The sequence below is a fragment of the Anoxybacillus sp. ST70 genome (genome assembly GCF_019553625.1).
Lineage (GTDB): Bacteria > Bacillota > Bacilli > Bacillales > Anoxybacillaceae > Anoxybacillus > Anoxybacillus gonensis.
The window spans coordinates 1-16,015 of record NZ_JAHZOF010000004.1; the positions used below are offsets into that span (position 1 = coordinate 1).

The following is a 16,015-nucleotide window of genomic DNA, read 5'->3' on the forward strand; positions in this document are numbered from 1 at the left end:
AAATAGGAAGTTCGAATTGGCATAAACAACGAATCAAGGTCGCACGCCTACACGAGAAAATGACAAATTCCCGAAATGACTACTTGCATAAACTCTCGACCGAGATTGTCAAAAACCACGACATCATTGGAGTCGAAGATTTGCAAGTGGCAAACATGATGAAAAATCATAACCTAGCCAAAGCCATTGCCGACGTATCATGGTCAACATTTACAAACATGCTCATGTATAAAGCGACATGGTACGGCAAACAAGTGGTGGTAGTGGCGAAAAATTTTCCATCTAGCCAATTGTGTTCTCATTGTGGATACAAAAACAAAGACGTGAAGCATCTTCACCTTCGTGAATGGGAATGCCCTTCATGTGGCACACATCACGATCGAGATGTGAACGCAAGTATGAATTTAAAAAACGAAGCCATTCGGCTTCTAACCGCAGGAACTGCGGGGCTAGCCTGCTCATTCTCCCTTCGTTAGAAGGGACAGCGCAGGAATCTCGTGGCTTCAGCCATGAGAGGTTCAATAATCAAGAAAAGCTAACAAAGCACATCATCATCGCGATTCTCATTTCTTTTTTAGGTATGTTGCTTGTATTAGGGGCACCAGAAGGAAAAATTCAGCCGCTCGATATTGCGTTAGCCGTTGGAGCAGCGATTGTTTACTCAATCTACATTATCGTTGGAAATCAAGTGACCGCACACGTTCCACCTATTACAGCGAGTGCCTACATCGCACTCTTTGACGCTTTGTCTTTTTTTTGTTTTTGGAATTGGTTCGGGAACATTACATTTTCAATTTGACGCAAAAGGATGGCTTCCAATTATCGGAACATCGTTCATTTCAAGCGTTTTGGCAATGCTGACGTTTTTTGCGGGAATGAATATCATCGGTCCGACAAAAGCAGCGATTTTAAGTATGATCGAACCGATCGTGACGTTTCTTCTATCGATGGTATTTTTACATGAAAGCATATCGTCTATCCAAATGATCGGGGGACTGATTGTGTTGAGTGGAGCTATGCTTGTTCACAACAAAAGAACTTAAACCAAAGAAAAAATCGACCTCCATCAGTGCGTGATGGGGGTTGATTTTTTAAAATGGCAGGAATATTACCTATCGTTATCTAATTTCAATACATATGTCTTTATCGTAGCGAGGAGGAGTGTTGTGAATCAAAATGTAAACTCCCCGTCGGTGGCGCTAGTGACAGGAGCCTCGAGCGGGTTTGGGCTACTCGTAAGCGTTGCACTTGCGCGCGAAGGATATCGAGTCATTGCTTCGATGCGAAACATGCAAAATAAAGAAATGCTTGCGACAGTGGCGCGCGAAGCTGGCGTGTACGATCGGATAGAAGTCATATCTCTCGATGTCACCGATTTCGCCGCGGTGGAATCGGTCGTGAACGATGTAATCAATCGCTATGGGCGGATCGATGTATTAGTTAACAACGCAGGGTTTGCCGTTGGCGGTTTTGTCGAGGAACTTACACTTGAAGAGTGGGAGCGCCAGTTTGCGACGAACTTTTTTGGGTTAGTTGCCGTCACAAAAGCTGTTTTGCCAATTATGCGAACGCAACGGAGCGGTAAGATTATTAACATTAGCAGCATTAGCGGGCGAGTCGGTTTTCCGGCGATGGGTCCATATGTCGCCTCGAAATTCGCTGTCGAAGGATTTAGCGAATCGCTTCGTTTAGAGATGTTGCCATACGGAGTATATGTCGTCTTAATTGAGCCTGGATCATTCAAAACAAACATTTGGTCGAAAGGACTGCAAGGAGTGTCCGTCCGTTCAGGTTCGCCATATGAAAAAGAAATGAAAATCATTATGCAATACGTGAATCGAGTAGCCAAAACAGCACCACCTCCTGATGAAGTCATTAGGCAAATAATCAAAGTCGTCCAATCGCCGACTCCTCGTTTGCGTTACCCTGTAGGGAGAGGGGTCACATTGACGTTAAGGCTGAAAAACTGGTTGCCGTGGAAGTGGTGGGAATGGATTGTCATGAAATCGTTTAAACAAAAATAAGTACCACTTTATTAAAATCTTTATCATTAGGCATTTAACCGCGAGTTTTGTAAAGAAGGGGGAAGAGGAATGATTGTTGAGATGAAAAACGTTTCTTTGATTAGAGAAGGCCGCGTCATTTTAGATCGTCTGCATTGGAAAGTGCAAGAAAGCGAACAATGGGTCATTCTCGGGTTAAATGGTTCAGGAAAAACGTCGCTACTTAATATTTTATTAGGCTATGAATACCCATCAAAAGGAGAAGTTTCCGTACTAGGGCACCGATTTGGAAAAACAAATTTACCAGAACTTCGCAAACATATCGGGTTTGTAAGCAGCGCGTTTGAGCGATTTCAACCTACATTAGAATCGGAAACGGTGGAAGAGGTAATTGTTAGCGGAAAATTTGCTTCGATTGGGCTGTATGAGCCTGTCACAGTCGAAGACTTGCACCAAGCCGAACAATGGATGAATGTGTTTCGAATCGGTTACTTAAAAGGAAAAACGTATCGCACCTTATCGCAAGGAGAAAAAAGAAAAGTACTGATTGCTCGAGCACTAATGGCAAAGCCAAAGTTACTCATATTGGATGAACCAACCGTAGGACTAGATATGTTAACACGCGAAGAACTTTTAGCACTCATTAAAGACGTTATCGTGAAAAAAGTATGCCACGTGTTATATGTCACACATTATATTGAAGAAATCATCGAAGAAATGACTCATGTATTATTGTTAAAAGATAGAAAAATCATAGCATCCGGACAAAAAGAAAAAATACTCACCGACGATTATTTGTCAGAAACGTTTCAAATAGATGTGCACGTCCGTTGGGAACATAATCGCCCGTGGGTATCGATTAAAAACAGCCCTACACTTCAACGAATAGGAAAATAAAGGATGAAGAAAGGCATAAAATGAATGAGAAAAGGAGGAAAACTTCACTTCTATAAAAACTTATTTTCTTCTATTTTTGACGACGATTTAGGGAGGGGCATTTGTGGCAGAAAAAATTGCGACAGTGAGCTTGCATCCGATTTCCGTGGCGTTTTTTCGCTTTTTTGCGTAAGTCCAAAAAAAGAAGCGATGTCTAAAAAAAACATTAGGGCATGACGGAGGGAATATGTTACAAATAAAACGACTATCAGAATGTACGTTAGAAGAAGCGGTGCGTGCTTGGAATGCTGGATTTGAAGGGTATTATTTTCCGATTCAGCTGACGATAGAAAGCTTTTTGCATCGATTAGTAGGAGAAGGGCTTTCTCCTACGTTGTCCATTATTGCTTTTTACCATAATGAGCCAGTTGGGATTGTGCTAAACGGCGTTCGTGAATGTAAAGGAACTTCAATGGCTTGGAACGGCGGTACAGGAGTAGCGCCTGCGTTTCGAAAAACGGGGATTGGAAAGGCGCTAATGGAAGCGACGCTTAACATTTACCAAGAAGCAGGCGTTGAACTTGCAACATTGGAAGCGATTAGCGAAAATGAGCGAGCCATTGCACTATACCAAAAATTCGGCTATGAAATCGTGGATGAACTGGAGTATTTACAATCTCAAGAAGCGGTGCCACACTTCCTAGATGACGCAACCTTTCAAGTAGAAACGACCGTCCCACAACAAATAAGCCTCCTTCCGTTTTATAAGGGGCGACACCCGTGGCAAACGCAATGGCAAAGTGCCAAAGATGGAGAGGCACTTCTTGTAAAAGATGAACGTGGATGCAACATCGGCTATGCATATTATCGACGTGTTTTTGACGCAACAGGCAAACATGAAAAAACGGTTTTATATCAATGCGAAGCGGATCCAGAAAGAAACGATACAGAACATATCCTTCGGGTTTTACTTACAAAAATTTCCAGCGCTCATCCAGACAAGGTCGTAAAAGTAGTACCGAACGTTCCGATTGCCCATTCGTCAGCCACTTATTCCCTTTTAAAAGAAATCGGCTTTCAACCAATTATCAAACAAGTATGGATGCAAAAGCGGATGAGATAAAAATAAGCTGTTGAGCTTGTGCCAACAGCTTATTTTCGTCTAGCTACTAATTTCCGAGAGACAGTTGCCATGATACACCGTATCGGTCTTCCACCCATGCAAATTTTTTGCTAAATGGATAGGCGCCTAGCGGCATGAGCACTTTTCCGGATTGGGATAGTTGTTCAAAAGCACGGTCAATTTCTTCTTCCGTATCACACGTGACACATAGCGACATCGCAGGAGTAAACTCGTGCTGTTCGACGTGATTATCAATCGCCATCAACCGTTGCCCTTTTAATCGAAACGTCGAATGAAGCACCATGCCGTTTTCTTGATGCACGATCTGTTCGATTTCCGCTGGAGAAAAAACGGACGTATAAAAACGAATCGCTTCTTCTGCCTGCCCTGAAAACATAAGGCATGTCACAACTTTTTGATCCATAAATTCATCACAACCCCTCTATAATGATAAAACAACATATACGAATATATGTTCTTATGTTTAATTATCGTCAATTCACAATTCGTTGTCAATAGTAGAATTTTTTTACTAGCTTGACTATGTACCTTAGTACAAGGTTTATACTTGAATTGGAGGTGATTCAATGTATCGGATTAGTGAGCTAGCAAAACGATGTGGCGTGAATAAGGAAACGATCTGCTATTATGAAAAGCGGCAGCTACTCCCACTACCTACAAGAACAGAAGCGGGGTATCGTTTATATTCCGATGCAGACGCAAAGCGCATCCAATTTATTAAACGTCTGCAACAACTCGGGTTTTCGCTAACGGAAATTCACCAGTTGCTCGGCATTGTCGATCAAGATAAGGAACGACGCGCAAATATGTATGAATTTGTATCAAAAAAAAGTGGAAGAAGTGCAAAAGCAAATCAAAGACTTACAGCGAGTCGTATGTATGCTCCAAGACTTAAAAAAGCGGTGTCCAGATGAAAAAGCGTTATACGAGTGCCCGATGATTGAAACGTTAATTGAGGAGGAATTTTCAACATGAAAAGATATATGATGCGCATTGAAGGAATGACTTGCCCAAGCTGTGAAAAACATATTACCTCGATTCTTGAACAACTCGACGCAACATCTATTGATGTTAGTTTTCACCGTGGAGAAGCGGTATTTGAACTTCCTCATGCCAACGTTGAAATGGCAAAACAAGCCATAACGGCGGCTGGTTATGAGCCGACAGAAGCGGAGGAAATCGAAGCAACAAGAGAAGCATATGACTACATCATCATCGGCTCTGGTGCTGCCGCTTTTGCGTCGGCAATTGAAGCAAGAAAATACGGGGCGAAAATCGCCATGATTGAACGGGGAACGATAGGAGGAACATGCGTGAATATCGGCTGTGTACCTTCGAAAACATTGCTCCTGGCAGGAGAAATAAACTACTTAGCAAAAAATCATCCGTTTCTTGGGCTGCATACATCTGCCGGAACGGTCGATTTATCTGCACTAATCGAGCAAAAAAATGAATTAGTACAAAACCTACGCCAAGCGAAATATATCGATCTCATCGACGAATATGGATTTACGCTTATTCAAGGAGAAGCGGTATTTTTAGACGAAACGACAGTAGAAGTCAACGGGAAAAAATTATCAGCCAACCGCTTCCTCATTGCCACAGGCGCTGCTCCGGCAATTCCTAATATTCCTGGGCTTGCGGATGTTGAGTACGTCACAAGTACGACGCTACTCGAACGAAAGGAAGTACCTAAACGATTAGCGGTCATCGGTTCTGGTTATATTGGCATCGAACTCGGGCAACTGTTTCATCATCTCGGTTCTGACGTCACATTGATGCAACGAAGCCCTCGGCTATTAAAAACATACGACCAAGAAATTTCAGAAGCGATAACAAAAGCGCTCACCACTCAAGGCGTCCGCCTCCTCACAGGAGTAGCCTTTGAACGCATTGAACAAGACGGAAACGTGAAAGAAATATATGTAGAAATCGATGGAAAAAAACAGGTGATTGAAGCGGAGGAGTTGCTCATTGCTACTGGGAGAACACCGAATACGGCAGCGTTGCGTTTAGAAGCGGCTGGGGTAACAACAAGTTCGCGTGGTGAAATTATTGTTAATGACTATTTACAAACAACGAATCCGCGCATTTATGCGGCAGGCGATGTCACCCTTGGTCCACAATTTGTCTATGTCGCCGCATACGAAGGAGCGATCGCTGCAGCGAATGCCGTTGGCGGACAACAGAAAAAAATTCAGCTTGAAACAATCCCAGCGGTTACGTTTAGTTCTCCCGCAGTCGCAACCGTTGGACTAACAGAACAGCAAGCAAAAGAAAAAGGATACGAAGTAAAAACATCTGTTTTGCCTTTAGAAGCTGTCCCGAGAGCCATTGTCAATCACGAGACAGTCGGTGTCTTTAAATTAGTCGCCGATGCAAAAACAGGGAAATTACTTGGATCTCATGTTGTCGCAGAACATGCGGGGGAAATCATTTATGCAGCGACGCTCGCCATAAAATTTGGCTTAACGATAAACGACCTCCGTGAAACGCTCGCTCCGTATTTAACGATGGCAGAAGGACTAAAGCTCGCAGCATTAACGTTTGACCAAGATGTCGGAAAGTTATCTTGTTGTGCGGGATGAGCCACTTCCATGTGGAAGCGGCTCTAGTTTTCTTTCTTATTTAACGCTTGCTTTAACAAATCACCTAAACTTGTGCCAAATGAGTCGTTTTCGGCACTATATTTTTTCAATAACGCCCGTTCTTTTTGGCCAAGTTTTGCTTTTTTCTGCTCATTGGCTTTTTCAATGACATTGCAAGGGCGACATTGAAAGTAGACACCAGCTTGTCCTTCGTGAATTTCCATTCGTTTTTTGCACTGTGGACAGCGCCGGTTTGAAAGCTTTGGATCTTTTCTCTTCCGGAAGCGACATGTCATATTCGAGCATACGAGCATGCGACCTTCTTTTGTCGCTCGTTCTTTTAAAAACGATCCGCACTCTGGACACATCGAGCCAGTTAAATTATGAGCACGATACGTTCGATCGCTTTGTTTTATTTCCGCCACTAACCGCTCCGTTTGCTGGCGGATGTGTTGAAGGAACGTTTTTGGATCACCGTTTCCACGAGCAATTGCTTCTAATTCTTTTTCCCAACGCGCAGTCAGCTGCGGCGATTTTAATTCCTCATTGACAAGTTCAATCAATTGTTTCCCTTTTGGTGTCGGATAAAACCGTCCGTTTTTTCGCTCGACCGTTTCCGTTTCAACGAGGCGTTCAATAATTTCCGCGCGCGTCGCTGGCGTACCTAGTCCGTATTTTTCCATTTGTGACAAAAGGTCGGCTTCAGAATAGCGAAAAGGGGGCTCTGTTAGCGCTTCTTTTTTCTCTAATATGACAGAAACCAGTTGTCCTTTCATAAAAGTAGGGAAAGTTCCTTTCTCTTCTTGCTTTTCTAGAACGCGCCGAAACCCTGCGTTTACTACTCGCGTTTCGCGCGCGACAAACGCTTCGCCGTCGATATCAAAAACAACATGAATGGTTTCGTAGTCGCATGCTGGATAGAAGAGTGCTAAAAAGCGACGCGCAATTAAGTCATATAGTTTTCGTTCATCAGCGGAAAGTTTGCCGATGTCCAACCGTTCTTCTGTCGGGATAATCGCATGATGATCCGTTACCTTTTCGTTATGAAATACCCGCCTAGCCACTACCTTCCCTTTATTTTTCAAAAGCGGAGCAACTTCGTCTACGTATCCGGATTTCATTCCCTCTAGACGTTCAAGCATCGTACGTTCCATATCGGTCGTTAAATAGCGCGAATCGGTGCGCGGATACGTGACGAGCTTATAGTGCTCATATAACCGTTGTAATACGCTTAACGTTTTTTTGGCCGAAAAGCCAAACCGTTTATTTGCTTCTCGTTGTAATTCGGTTAAATCGTAAGGAAGCGGCTGTGGCTCTTTTTTTGTTGTTCGTTCGACAGAAATAACCGTCGCTTGTTTGTTTTTTAGTTTTTCATATAGCTGTTCCGCCAGTTCTTTCGAAAACATTCGTTTTTCTCCGTTACGCTCCCAAAAAGCAACAACAGACCCGACGTTGGCACGAATCGTCCAATATGGTGCTAGTTTAAATGACTGAATTTCTTTTTCTCGCTCAATCATCATCGCAAGCGTCGGTGTTTGAACACGGCCTGCGGAAAGAGGTTCGTTATATTTGGTCGTTAACGCTCTCGTCACATTTAACCCAATCAACCAATCTGCTTCTGCCCGGCACACAGCAGATTCATATAAACGTTCAAACTGTTTTCCTGGTTTTAAATGTTGAAACCCTTCGCGAATGGCTTGATCGGTTTGAGACGAGATCCACAGGCGCAACAGCGGTTTTTTCCAACGGATTTTTTGCAAAATCCATCGTGCGACAAGTTCGCCTTCTCGTCCAGCGTCGGTGGCGATGATGCAGTTTTTAATATCTGGACGTTTTGCTAAGGTTTCGATTGCCCGAAACTGATGGCTCGTTTGCCGAATGACGTTCAGTCCCATTTTTTCTGGGATAATCGGCAAATCTTCTAACCGCCACGTTTTATATGTTGGATCATAATGCTCGGGCATTTTTAATTCGATTAAATGCCCAAGCGCCCATGTGACAATATATTTCGATCCTTCAAAGTAATGTTTATGTTGCTCCCGACAACCAAGCACGCGGGCAATTTCCCGAGCCACGCTCGGCTTTTCGGCCAGAACAAGTGATTTCATCATATTTTCCTCCTGATCACAAGACTACTTGTTCAGTATAGCGGAAGAAGGGGAGGTTTGCATACTTGACACTTCAAAAGAAAAAAAGGGCTGTGGTAAAGTAAAATGGGGGAAACGGGATGAATTGAACAATTGACAACAAATTAACTAAATATAAAACTCAAGGGGGCAGTCATTTTGCATTCAGAAAACCGTACAAAGTACGTGCAAAAACTTTGGGAAGTGTGGAAAACAGCAGCTCGGTTAGGATTGGTTTCGTTTGGGGGACCTGTCGCTCACTTAGGGTATTTCCGCGAAGAATATGTGAAACGGAAACAGTGGATTGATGAGAAAACGTATGCTGATTTAGTTGCGTTGTGTCAGCTGCTTCCTGGACCGGCAAGCAGTCAAGTCGGAATTGGCATTGGATTTTTGCGAGCAGGGATGCTTGGGGCCATTGCTGCATGGTTGGGATTTACGTTGCCATCGGCCTTGATCCTTTTGCTGTTGGCTTATTTTTCAGCAGAGGTTCCTATCGATTGGTTGCATGGGTTACTTGTAGTAGCGGTAGCGGTGGTTGCTCATGCCGTATGGGGAATGGCGAAGGTGTTTACCCCCGATCGTTCGCGTGCGACAATTGCTGTTGCTTCGGCTATTTTGTCTTTTTGGATACCAAACGCTGGAGGACAAGTTGCTATCATTATTGTCGCCGGGATGATAGGAAGTTTTTTATACCGCCATCATTCGCGGACAGCCGTTCTGTCTGTTCCAACTTTTCCACGAAAAACAGCGGGCGTTTTGTTTATATTTTTTATGTTGCTCGGGCTGCTTCCGATTGTGGCTCGGTTGACAAGTTCTCCGTTTATCGCCCTTTTTGACAGTTTTTATCGAGCTGGAGCGCTTGTTTTTGGGGGAGGGCATGTAGTACTTCCTTTGTTACAGTCGGAAGTAGTACCTAAAGGTTGGGTAACAGACAACCAATTTTTAGCGGGATATGGAATGGCGCAGGCAGTGCCTGGACCATTGTTTACGTTCGCTACGTATGTAGGGATGGCGAGTTTTGGATGGAAGGGGGCAATAGTCGCAACGATTGCTATTTTTCTTCCGCCTTTTCTATTAGTCATCGGTACGCTTCCTTTCTGGGAATGGATTCGTCAACATTCACGTTTTCAAGCAGCTTTTCATGGCATTCACGCAGCCGTAGTCGGCCTTTTGCTTGCGGCGCTGTATCATCCAGTATGGACAAAAGCAATCCAAACCCCTGCTGATTTTTGTCTTGCATTAGCGGCGTTTTGTTTATTAGCCATTTTGAAATGCCCGCCTTTGGTTGTCGTTATTATTTCCGCTATGATTGGAGCGTTTAGTTAGAAGGGGGATAGACATGAGACGCATTATTTTTCATATCGACTGCAATTCGTTTTTTGCTAGTTGCGAAATGGCACGCGATCCGTCGCTAAAAGAGAAACCTGTCGTCGTTGCAGGCGACCCGAAAGAGCGAAGGGGGATTGTGCTAGCAGCGAATTACCTCGCGAAGCAACTTGGTATTTATACGACGATGCCGCTATGGGAAGCAAAAAAAAGATGCCCATCGCTTGTTGTGCGGAAACCGAATTTTTCTCTTTACCGTGCAATAAGCCAACAAATGTTTGAGCGTTTACAGTGCGTTTCTCCGATACTTGAGCGAGCTTCTATCGATGAAGGCTATTTAGATGTTACGGAAATGGCGCTATCTGTACATCCACTTATATTAGCTGAAAACATTCAACGTGATTTACTTGAAACAGCTCAAATCCCTGTCAGTATCGGTATTGCACCGAACAAATTTTTAGCGAAAATGGCAAGCGAAATGAAAAAGCCGCTCGGCATAACTATTTTGCGCAAACGTGATGTTCCGAATGTACTGTGGCCGTTAGCGGTAGAAAATATGCATGGAGTGGGCAAAAAAACCGCCAAAAAGTTGAATGCGCTGGGGGTCGTAACGATTGGTGATTTAGCAAAAGCCGACGAAACAACGCTGCAACAAACTCTCGGAATTTATGGCTCTCGTTTAAAAGAATGGGCAAATGGTATAGATCATCGCCCTGTCGACCCAGAAGAAGGGGAGAAGCGTAAATCAATTGGCAACTCAACCACCCTTCCGTACGATGTAGCAGGGAAGAAGGTTCTTTTGGATGTCCTTCACCAATTAGCTGATTCTGTCAGCAAACGAATGAAACAGAATAAAGTTGTATCGACGACCGTTCAGTTGACGATTCGCTACCACAACTTCCAAACAATCACCCGTAGCAAAACGTGGGACAATCCTTTTCAAGAAGCGGAGGATATATTTCGCTATGCGGCGTATTTATTGCAAAAACATTGGAACGGAGAGCCTATCCGTTTACTCGGCATTACCGCTCTAGACGTCTTCGATCGCAAAAAAGCCGTCAAACAGCTCGATTTGTTCCATTATGAAGAAGAGGCGAAAAACGAAGCGCTATGGAAAACAATCGAACAACTTCAAAAAAAATTCGGCACTTCTGTTATTCAACGAGGCGCCGAATGTGAGAAATAGAGCATTAAAAAAATATTTAATGGCTATGCACCTATCCGTTAATGGCTCATAAGATAAAATGAGAAAAATAGGGGGACTTTCATCATGAATGGTTATGTATACAGCGATACAAGGTTTATGAAAGACCTTGAAAAAGCCATTAACGGAGAGTATAGCGCAATTCATTGTTATGCCCAATTAGCTCACTTGGCAGAAAAAGAAAACATGCGAAAACAAATTCTTGAAATTCGACAAGATGAAATCAAACATTTTCAACAATTTGAGCATATTTATTTTAGTCTGACTGGGAAGCGGCCTCAACCGAAAATGAGCGAAAAATGTCCGGATGATTTCAAGCGTGGGCTAGAAATTGCTTTGCAAGACGAGCAACAAACGGTCGATTTTTATTTAGAAATTGCGGACTATATAACGATCCCGTTCATAAAAGAAACATTTCGCCGGGCGGCGGCTGATGAACAAAACCACGCCATCTGGTTTTTATACTATTTTTTGAAAGAAAAATCATGAGAGGGCAGAACAAAAACTGCCTCTTTTTTCACGTTTGTTTTTAGTTTACATAACATAAATTATAGGAAGTTGTATAAAATTAATCTCAAATAAAAAGTAAACTTTTATTTTTGAGACAGAAAAGAAAAATAAAAACGTAGCCGCTTTAGTAAACAAAATATGCTATAGCAGCTACGTTTTACAATAAAATGCATACACCTCATAATCCGTCCTTTCTTATTTTAAGCAATATCCTCATTGCAATAGCGAACACCTTTGTATTGAATACGGATTGGGATTTGTTTTTCTCGTTCATACTCGCGACATAGCTTTTTCGCTTTGATACACGCATCCATCATTCCGCGAGCAGTAATTGCTTCTTCCCATACAACTGGTTGTTGATGATGTGTACTAAAATTGAAAATATACTGTTTCATATAAATCCTCCCTTCTTTTTTCTTTGTATATCTTGAAACATTCATTCCGATTATTATTATAATGCAAACCTGTATTACAAAAAAGATTGAAACTGTTACAACATTGTAAACTTTTACAATAGATTGTGTAAATAAAAACAAGCCTAAGGAAACACCCTTAGACTTGTCCATTTTCATTTCGTTTGAACTCAAACTTATTTACCTACAGCTTTTTTCACATGCTCTTCTTTGCGCGTTGGCCAACATTCAACACCTTTTAGCCCTTCAATATCATCAGCATAAAATACAGGATCTTCTCCGCGTTTACGTTTCGCCATATAATCATCAAGTGCTTTGAACGCAATACGACCAAGTAAACCGATTGCTACTAAGTTTGTTAATGCCATAAGCGCCATTGCTAAGTCAGCTAAATCCCAAACAATTTGTAAACTAGCAAGCGCTCCGAAAATAACCATTCCGATTGCTAGGACACGATAAACGAATAAAGCTGTTTTTCCTTTACTAATAAATTCAATGTTTGCTTCCCCGTAGTAATAGCTTCCGATGATCGAGCTGAAAGCGAACATGAAAATAGCTGCTGATAAGAAAATACCTGCCCAAGAACCGAAGTGCTCAGAAAGCGCTGCTTGTGTTAATTCAATACCAACAAGCTCGCCTGTTTTATACGTATCTGATAATAAAATGATAAATGCTGTAGCACTACATACAAGTAATGTGTCGAAAAATACCCCTAGTGCTTGAATAAAACCTTGTTTCGCTGGATGCGAAACTGTTGCTGTTGCTGCAGCGTTTGGTGCACTACCCATACCAGCTTCATTGGAGAACAATCCGCGTTTTACCCCCATCATAATTGCAGCACCCATGCCACCGCCTACAACTTGTTCTAAACCAAAAGCACTTTTGAAAATTAAAGCAATAACTGCTGGAATTTCAGTAATGTTTGTTACCATTACATACAATGCTAATCCAATGTAGAAAAACGCCATAATCGGAACAATAATTTCAGAGAAACGAGCAATGCGTGTAACTCCACCAAAAATAATGACTGCTGTTAATGCCGCTAAAAGGAAAGCGGTTACATAAGGGTTCATGCTAAATGAATTTTTAAACGCTGTTGCAATGGTATTACTTTGTACGGCGTTAAACGTTAATCCAAAACTTGCGATAATTGTGAAAGCAAAAATTGTGCTCATCCAACGTGCGCCCAATTGTTTTTCCATATAATATCCTGGGCCGCCTTTAAAGCCAACATCGCTTTTTACTTTAAAGATTTGCGCCAATGTACTTTCAACAAATGCGCTCGCTCCACCTAAAATCGCAACGAGCCACATCCAAAACACCGCTCCTGGACCTCCAATGGCTAGTGCCATCGCAACCCCAGCAACGTTACCCGTTCCGATACGTGTCGCAGCACCAATGAAGAACGCTTGAAGTGAAGAAATTTCTTGTTTTCCTTTTCCTTCAGGAGATTTTTCTTTTAAGACCCGGAACATTTCTCCGATTAAACGAATTTGCGCAAATTTCGTCCCGATCGTGAAATACAAACCGAGACCGAGCAATAAGCCGATAATGACATAAGACCAGAGAATGTTGTTTAAAAATCCGACTACTTGATTAATGAGCTCCATACACTTCCTCCTTAAAATAAATAATTAAGATAATTAGTAAGATTATTAATCTTGTAATAGTATTATCTGAAAATTAAAATTATGCGTCAATAGTAAAAATTAGAAAAACATATACAATTTACAGCGTTAAAGGAACAAAATTGAAAATAAATTATTCTTGTATACTATTTTAAAACAATCTTAATAACAATTTTTTTATTTTCTCGCATACTATTCAAACACAATCTTTTTTCAAAAAAATTTTTGTTAACGAAAAAATTTTTTGAATTAACATAAAAACACCCAAGATGATGGGTGTTTTTACAATTTGTATAACAATAATTTTTTTAGTAAAGGGGCTAAAAATGTCGGTAACTGCTCTACATTTGGGACAATGACATGATACTGTCCATATATATTTTCAATCGTTTTTTGTTGGCTTTCGGTAATCATTCCGTTTGCTAAAAACACATTGACTACTTCAATTCCTAATTTTCTCGCTTCTACAACCGCTTCGTGTGTATCTACAATACCGTTTTGATCGTATCCAAACGCTGCTGGTTCCCCATCCGAAAAGACGAGTAAAAATTTTTGTTTTTCGTTTCTTTTTTGCAATTCTTCTGTCATTAACCGAATCGCTAAACCATCTCGATTATCTTCCTGAGGTTCTAGCTGCATAATTTCTGCTCCGCGTCCCTTTTTCAAAGACGCATCAAAATCAATAACTGTTTGAAAATAATTTGGTTGATAAGACGATGTCGCTTCGTTTGTATCCTCCCAAAACCCAACAATTTTATGTGGAACGTGAAGCGCTCGGAGAGATTCATGAAATAAAACAATCCCTCTTTTCGTTTCTTCCATTTTGTCATACATCGATGCAGAACAATCGACAAGGAGCACAAAAACAGCATCTAACAAAGGAGATGTTTCATGCTTTTTATAAAATAAACGTGGATGATCCTCGATAAAAAAGCGTAATAGCTTTTTATTTAAACGTCCGGCATGTAAATCTGTACGCGGATGTATTTTTTTATGCTCGAGTACTTTTTCAATGGTTTGCGTCAACTTTTTTTGATACGGCCCAATGACCTCTCGATCACGTTCATACTGTCTTATTTGTTGTACAGTTGGTGGCGAAGCATCCACAAATATTGGTTTCGCATAACGATTTTCTTTTCCGTATTCGTACTCCGAACGTCCAAAAAGACCTTGGTGATATTCTTGTTGTTCTAAATGCGTATAATCATTATGCGTCGTTTTTTGTGATGAACCATGCACAATCCCAAGCGCTTGATCTCCCGCTTCCCCTTGACGAACTCCTTCGCCAAGCAAATCTGTTTGCGATCCCTGCTCTAGATCAAATTGCAAAAAACTATTTGTCATATCGCTTGTTTCGCGATGCCATGTATGCATCACTTCTTGAAAAATCTCTTCGTCTTTCGATTTTTCATCGAGCACATCATGATTTTTCAACGGATCTTTGCGGCGAATATCTTCCCTATCTTCCTGTTGATCAATGTAAATGTACTCTGGGAGATGAAAATATGTGTTTAACATATCCGCATCTAACAATTCATCTAACACATCGACAACTGTAAGCACAATATGTGAAATATGAGCGGTCGATTTTGCATCATATACATTTCGAATTTCACGCTCAACAAACGGAAGAGCGGATCGCAGTGGTTCAGGAAGAGAAACGTCTTGCACCGGCTGTTCCGCCGTTAATAATAAATATAAAAAGTTAAACAGTGCATCTGTATGAATGCTTTTTACCATATTAACGTTCCATTGCGTTTGAAAATAATGACGATACACCTGTTTTCGAATGATAAACGATTTTTTCGTTCCAGGCCGGACATGTCGACATACATCTTCTAAACGAAGATCTTCAAGCAACATAAATAGTTGTTTAGCAAAATTCCGAATAGAATAGGATTTCACTTGATTAAGAAAGGAAATAATATGTTCATCGCTTGTATGATAAAAATTTCCGATCGTGCGCAAAAATACATCGCTTTTTAATCCATATACGTACTGCTCTTTTGGTCGGTTATCCCAAAAATGACTAACAACTACTTTTTTATGTTGTCGATCAAGGTACGACTGATAGCCAAATTCGAGCTCCATTTGCTCATCTTTTGTTAATGCTTTTACTAAATCCGATAATTCCATAAACAAAAAAGAATCGACTTTTTTATCATTAAACATAATAAAACGATTCATTCAGCCA

At 41.5% G+C, this 16,015-nt stretch carries 15 protein-coding genes and 1 pseudogene; 11 read left to right on the forward strand and 5 right to left on the reverse strand.

Annotated elements, in window-relative coordinates; genetic code table 11:
* From K1I43_RS07005 to K1I43_RS07025, 6 genes are all read left to right on the forward strand, one after another.
* Positions 1-476, forward strand: a 476-nt coding sequence (locus tag K1I43_RS07005; RefSeq protein WP_220382627.1) for an RNA-guided endonuclease TnpB family protein, incomplete at its 5' end; no start/stop codon positions are given.
* Positions 477-580: 104 nt separating this feature from the next.
* Positions 581-799: a hypothetical protein gene (locus tag K1I43_RS15655; RefSeq protein ID WP_238148451.1), complete on the forward strand. Its 219-nt coding sequence runs from the start codon at positions 581-583 to the stop codon at positions 797-799.
* Positions 720-1,043 (forward strand): EamA family transporter, encoded by a 324-nt coding sequence (locus tag K1I43_RS15660; RefSeq protein WP_238148408.1) that lies wholly within the window; start codon positions 720-722, stop codon positions 1,041-1,043. Before K1I43_RS15655 ends, K1I43_RS15660 begins: the two co-directional genes overlap by 80 nt.
* Positions 1,044-1,166: 123 nt before the next feature.
* Positions 1,167-2,024 carry an oxidoreductase gene (locus K1I43_RS07015; RefSeq protein WP_026011478.1) on the forward strand — a complete coding sequence of 286 codons (858 nt, stop codon included), beginning with the start codon at positions 1,167-1,169 and terminating at the stop codon, positions 2,022-2,024.
* Positions 2,025-2,093: 69 nt separating this feature from the next.
* Positions 2,094-2,900: an ABC transporter ATP-binding protein gene (locus tag K1I43_RS07020; protein ID WP_019416609.1), complete on the forward strand. Its 807-nt coding sequence runs from the start codon at positions 2,094-2,096 to the stop codon at positions 2,898-2,900.
* A 226-nt stretch (positions 2,901-3,126) separates the two neighbouring features.
* A complete protein-coding gene (locus K1I43_RS07025; protein WP_019416610.1) occupies positions 3,127-4,002 on the forward strand; it encodes a GNAT family N-acetyltransferase in 876 nt (291 codons plus the stop codon).
* Positions 4,003-4,048: 46 nt separating this feature from the next.
* Here the strand turns inward: K1I43_RS07025 and K1I43_RS07030 are convergent, their stop codons facing one another.
* Positions 4,049-4,426 carry a VOC family protein gene (locus K1I43_RS07030; protein ID WP_019416611.1) on the reverse strand — a complete coding sequence of 126 codons (378 nt, stop codon included), beginning with the start codon at positions 4,424-4,426 and terminating at the stop codon, positions 4,049-4,051.
* A gap of 163 nt (positions 4,427-4,589) precedes the next feature.
* Here K1I43_RS07030 and merR point away from each other — a divergent pair.
* Positions 4,590-4,998, forward strand: a pseudogene (gene merR / locus K1I43_RS07035) (Hg(II)-responsive transcriptional regulator).
* Positions 4,995-6,611, forward strand: a complete 1,617-nt coding sequence (gene merA, locus K1I43_RS07040; RefSeq protein ID WP_019416612.1) for a mercury(II) reductase — start codon at positions 4,995-4,997, stop codon at positions 6,609-6,611. Before merR ends, merA begins: the two are co-directional and overlap by 4 nt.
* 23 nt (positions 6,612-6,634) lie before the next feature.
* Here merA and K1I43_RS07045 read toward each other — a convergent pair whose 3' ends face one another.
* Complete coding sequence (locus K1I43_RS07045) at positions 6,635-8,719, reverse strand: DNA topoisomerase III (protein ID WP_019416613.1); 2,085 nt, start codon at positions 8,717-8,719, stop codon at positions 6,635-6,637.
* A gap of 177 nt (positions 8,720-8,896) precedes the next feature.
* Between K1I43_RS07045 and chrA the strand changes: the two genes are divergently transcribed.
* The 3 genes from chrA to K1I43_RS07060 all read left to right on the forward strand — a co-directional run bounded on the left by chrA (position 8,897) and on the right by K1I43_RS07060 (position 11,759).
* The gene (gene chrA, locus K1I43_RS07050; protein ID WP_019416614.1) at positions 8,897-10,066 is read left to right on the forward strand and encodes a chromate efflux transporter; all 1,170 of its coding nucleotides are present in this window, start codon (positions 8,897-8,899) and stop codon (positions 10,064-10,066) included.
* Positions 10,067-10,079: 13 nt separating this feature from the next.
* Positions 10,080-11,252 (forward strand): DNA polymerase IV, encoded by a 1,173-nt coding sequence (locus tag K1I43_RS07055; protein WP_019416615.1) that lies wholly within the window; start codon positions 10,080-10,082, stop codon positions 11,250-11,252.
* 84 nt (positions 11,253-11,336) lie between these two features.
* Positions 11,337-11,759 carry a ferritin-like domain-containing protein gene (locus K1I43_RS07060; RefSeq protein WP_019416616.1) on the forward strand — a complete coding sequence of 141 codons (423 nt, stop codon included), beginning with the start codon at positions 11,337-11,339 and terminating at the stop codon, positions 11,757-11,759.
* Positions 11,760-11,980: 221 nt separating this feature from the next.
* Here the strand turns inward: K1I43_RS07060 and K1I43_RS07065 are convergent, their stop codons facing one another.
* The 3 genes from K1I43_RS07065 to K1I43_RS07075 form a co-directional block, all read right to left on the reverse strand.
* Positions 11,981-12,175, reverse strand: coding sequence for a hypothetical protein (locus K1I43_RS07065; RefSeq protein ID WP_019416617.1), 195 nt, complete (start codon positions 12,173-12,175; stop codon positions 11,981-11,983).
* A 194-nt stretch (positions 12,176-12,369) separates the two neighbouring features.
* Positions 12,370-13,803, reverse strand: a complete 1,434-nt coding sequence (locus K1I43_RS07070; protein WP_009361231.1) for an alanine/glycine:cation symporter family protein — start codon at positions 13,801-13,803, stop codon at positions 12,370-12,372.
* 300 nt (positions 13,804-14,103) lie between these two features.
* Complete coding sequence (locus K1I43_RS07075) at positions 14,104-16,008, reverse strand: vWA domain-containing protein (RefSeq protein WP_026011445.1); 1,905 nt, start codon at positions 16,006-16,008, stop codon at positions 14,104-14,106.
* Between the last annotated feature and the right edge of the window lie 7 nt (positions 16,009-16,015).

Coding starts and splice junctions, on each gene's coding strand:
- K1I43_RS15655 (WP_238148451.1), top strand. CDS start 581: ATGTTGCTTGTATTAGGGGCACCAGAAGGAAAAATTCAGCCGCTCGAT.
- K1I43_RS07020 (WP_019416609.1), top strand. CDS start 2,094: ATGATTGTTGAGATGAAAAACGTTTCTTTGATTAGAGAAGGCCGCGTC.
- K1I43_RS07025 (WP_019416610.1), top strand. CDS start 3,127: ATGTTACAAATAAAACGACTATCAGAATGTACGTTAGAAGAAGCGGTG.
- K1I43_RS07030 (WP_019416611.1), bottom strand. CDS start 4,426: ATGGATCAAAAAGTTGTGACATGCCTTATGTTTTCAGGGCAGGCAGAA.
- merA (WP_019416612.1), top strand. CDS start 4,995: ATGAAAAGATATATGATGCGCATTGAAGGAATGACTTGCCCAAGCTGT.
- K1I43_RS07045 (WP_019416613.1), bottom strand. CDS start 8,719: ATGAAATCACTTGTTCTGGCCGAAAAGCCGAGCGTGGCTCGGGAAATT.
- K1I43_RS07055 (WP_019416615.1), top strand. CDS start 10,080: ATGAGACGCATTATTTTTCATATCGACTGCAATTCGTTTTTTGCTAGT.
- K1I43_RS07060 (WP_019416616.1), top strand. CDS start 11,337: ATGAATGGTTATGTATACAGCGATACAAGGTTTATGAAAGACCTTGAA.
- K1I43_RS07065 (WP_019416617.1), bottom strand. CDS start 12,175: ATGAAACAGTATATTTTCAATTTTAGTACACATCATCAACAACCAGTT.
- K1I43_RS07070 (WP_009361231.1), bottom strand. CDS start 13,803: ATGGAGCTCATTAATCAAGTAGTCGGATTTTTAAACAACATTCTCTGG.
- K1I43_RS07075 (WP_026011445.1), bottom strand. CDS start 16,008: ATGAATCGTTTTATTATGTTTAATGATAAAAAAGTCGATTCTTTTTTG.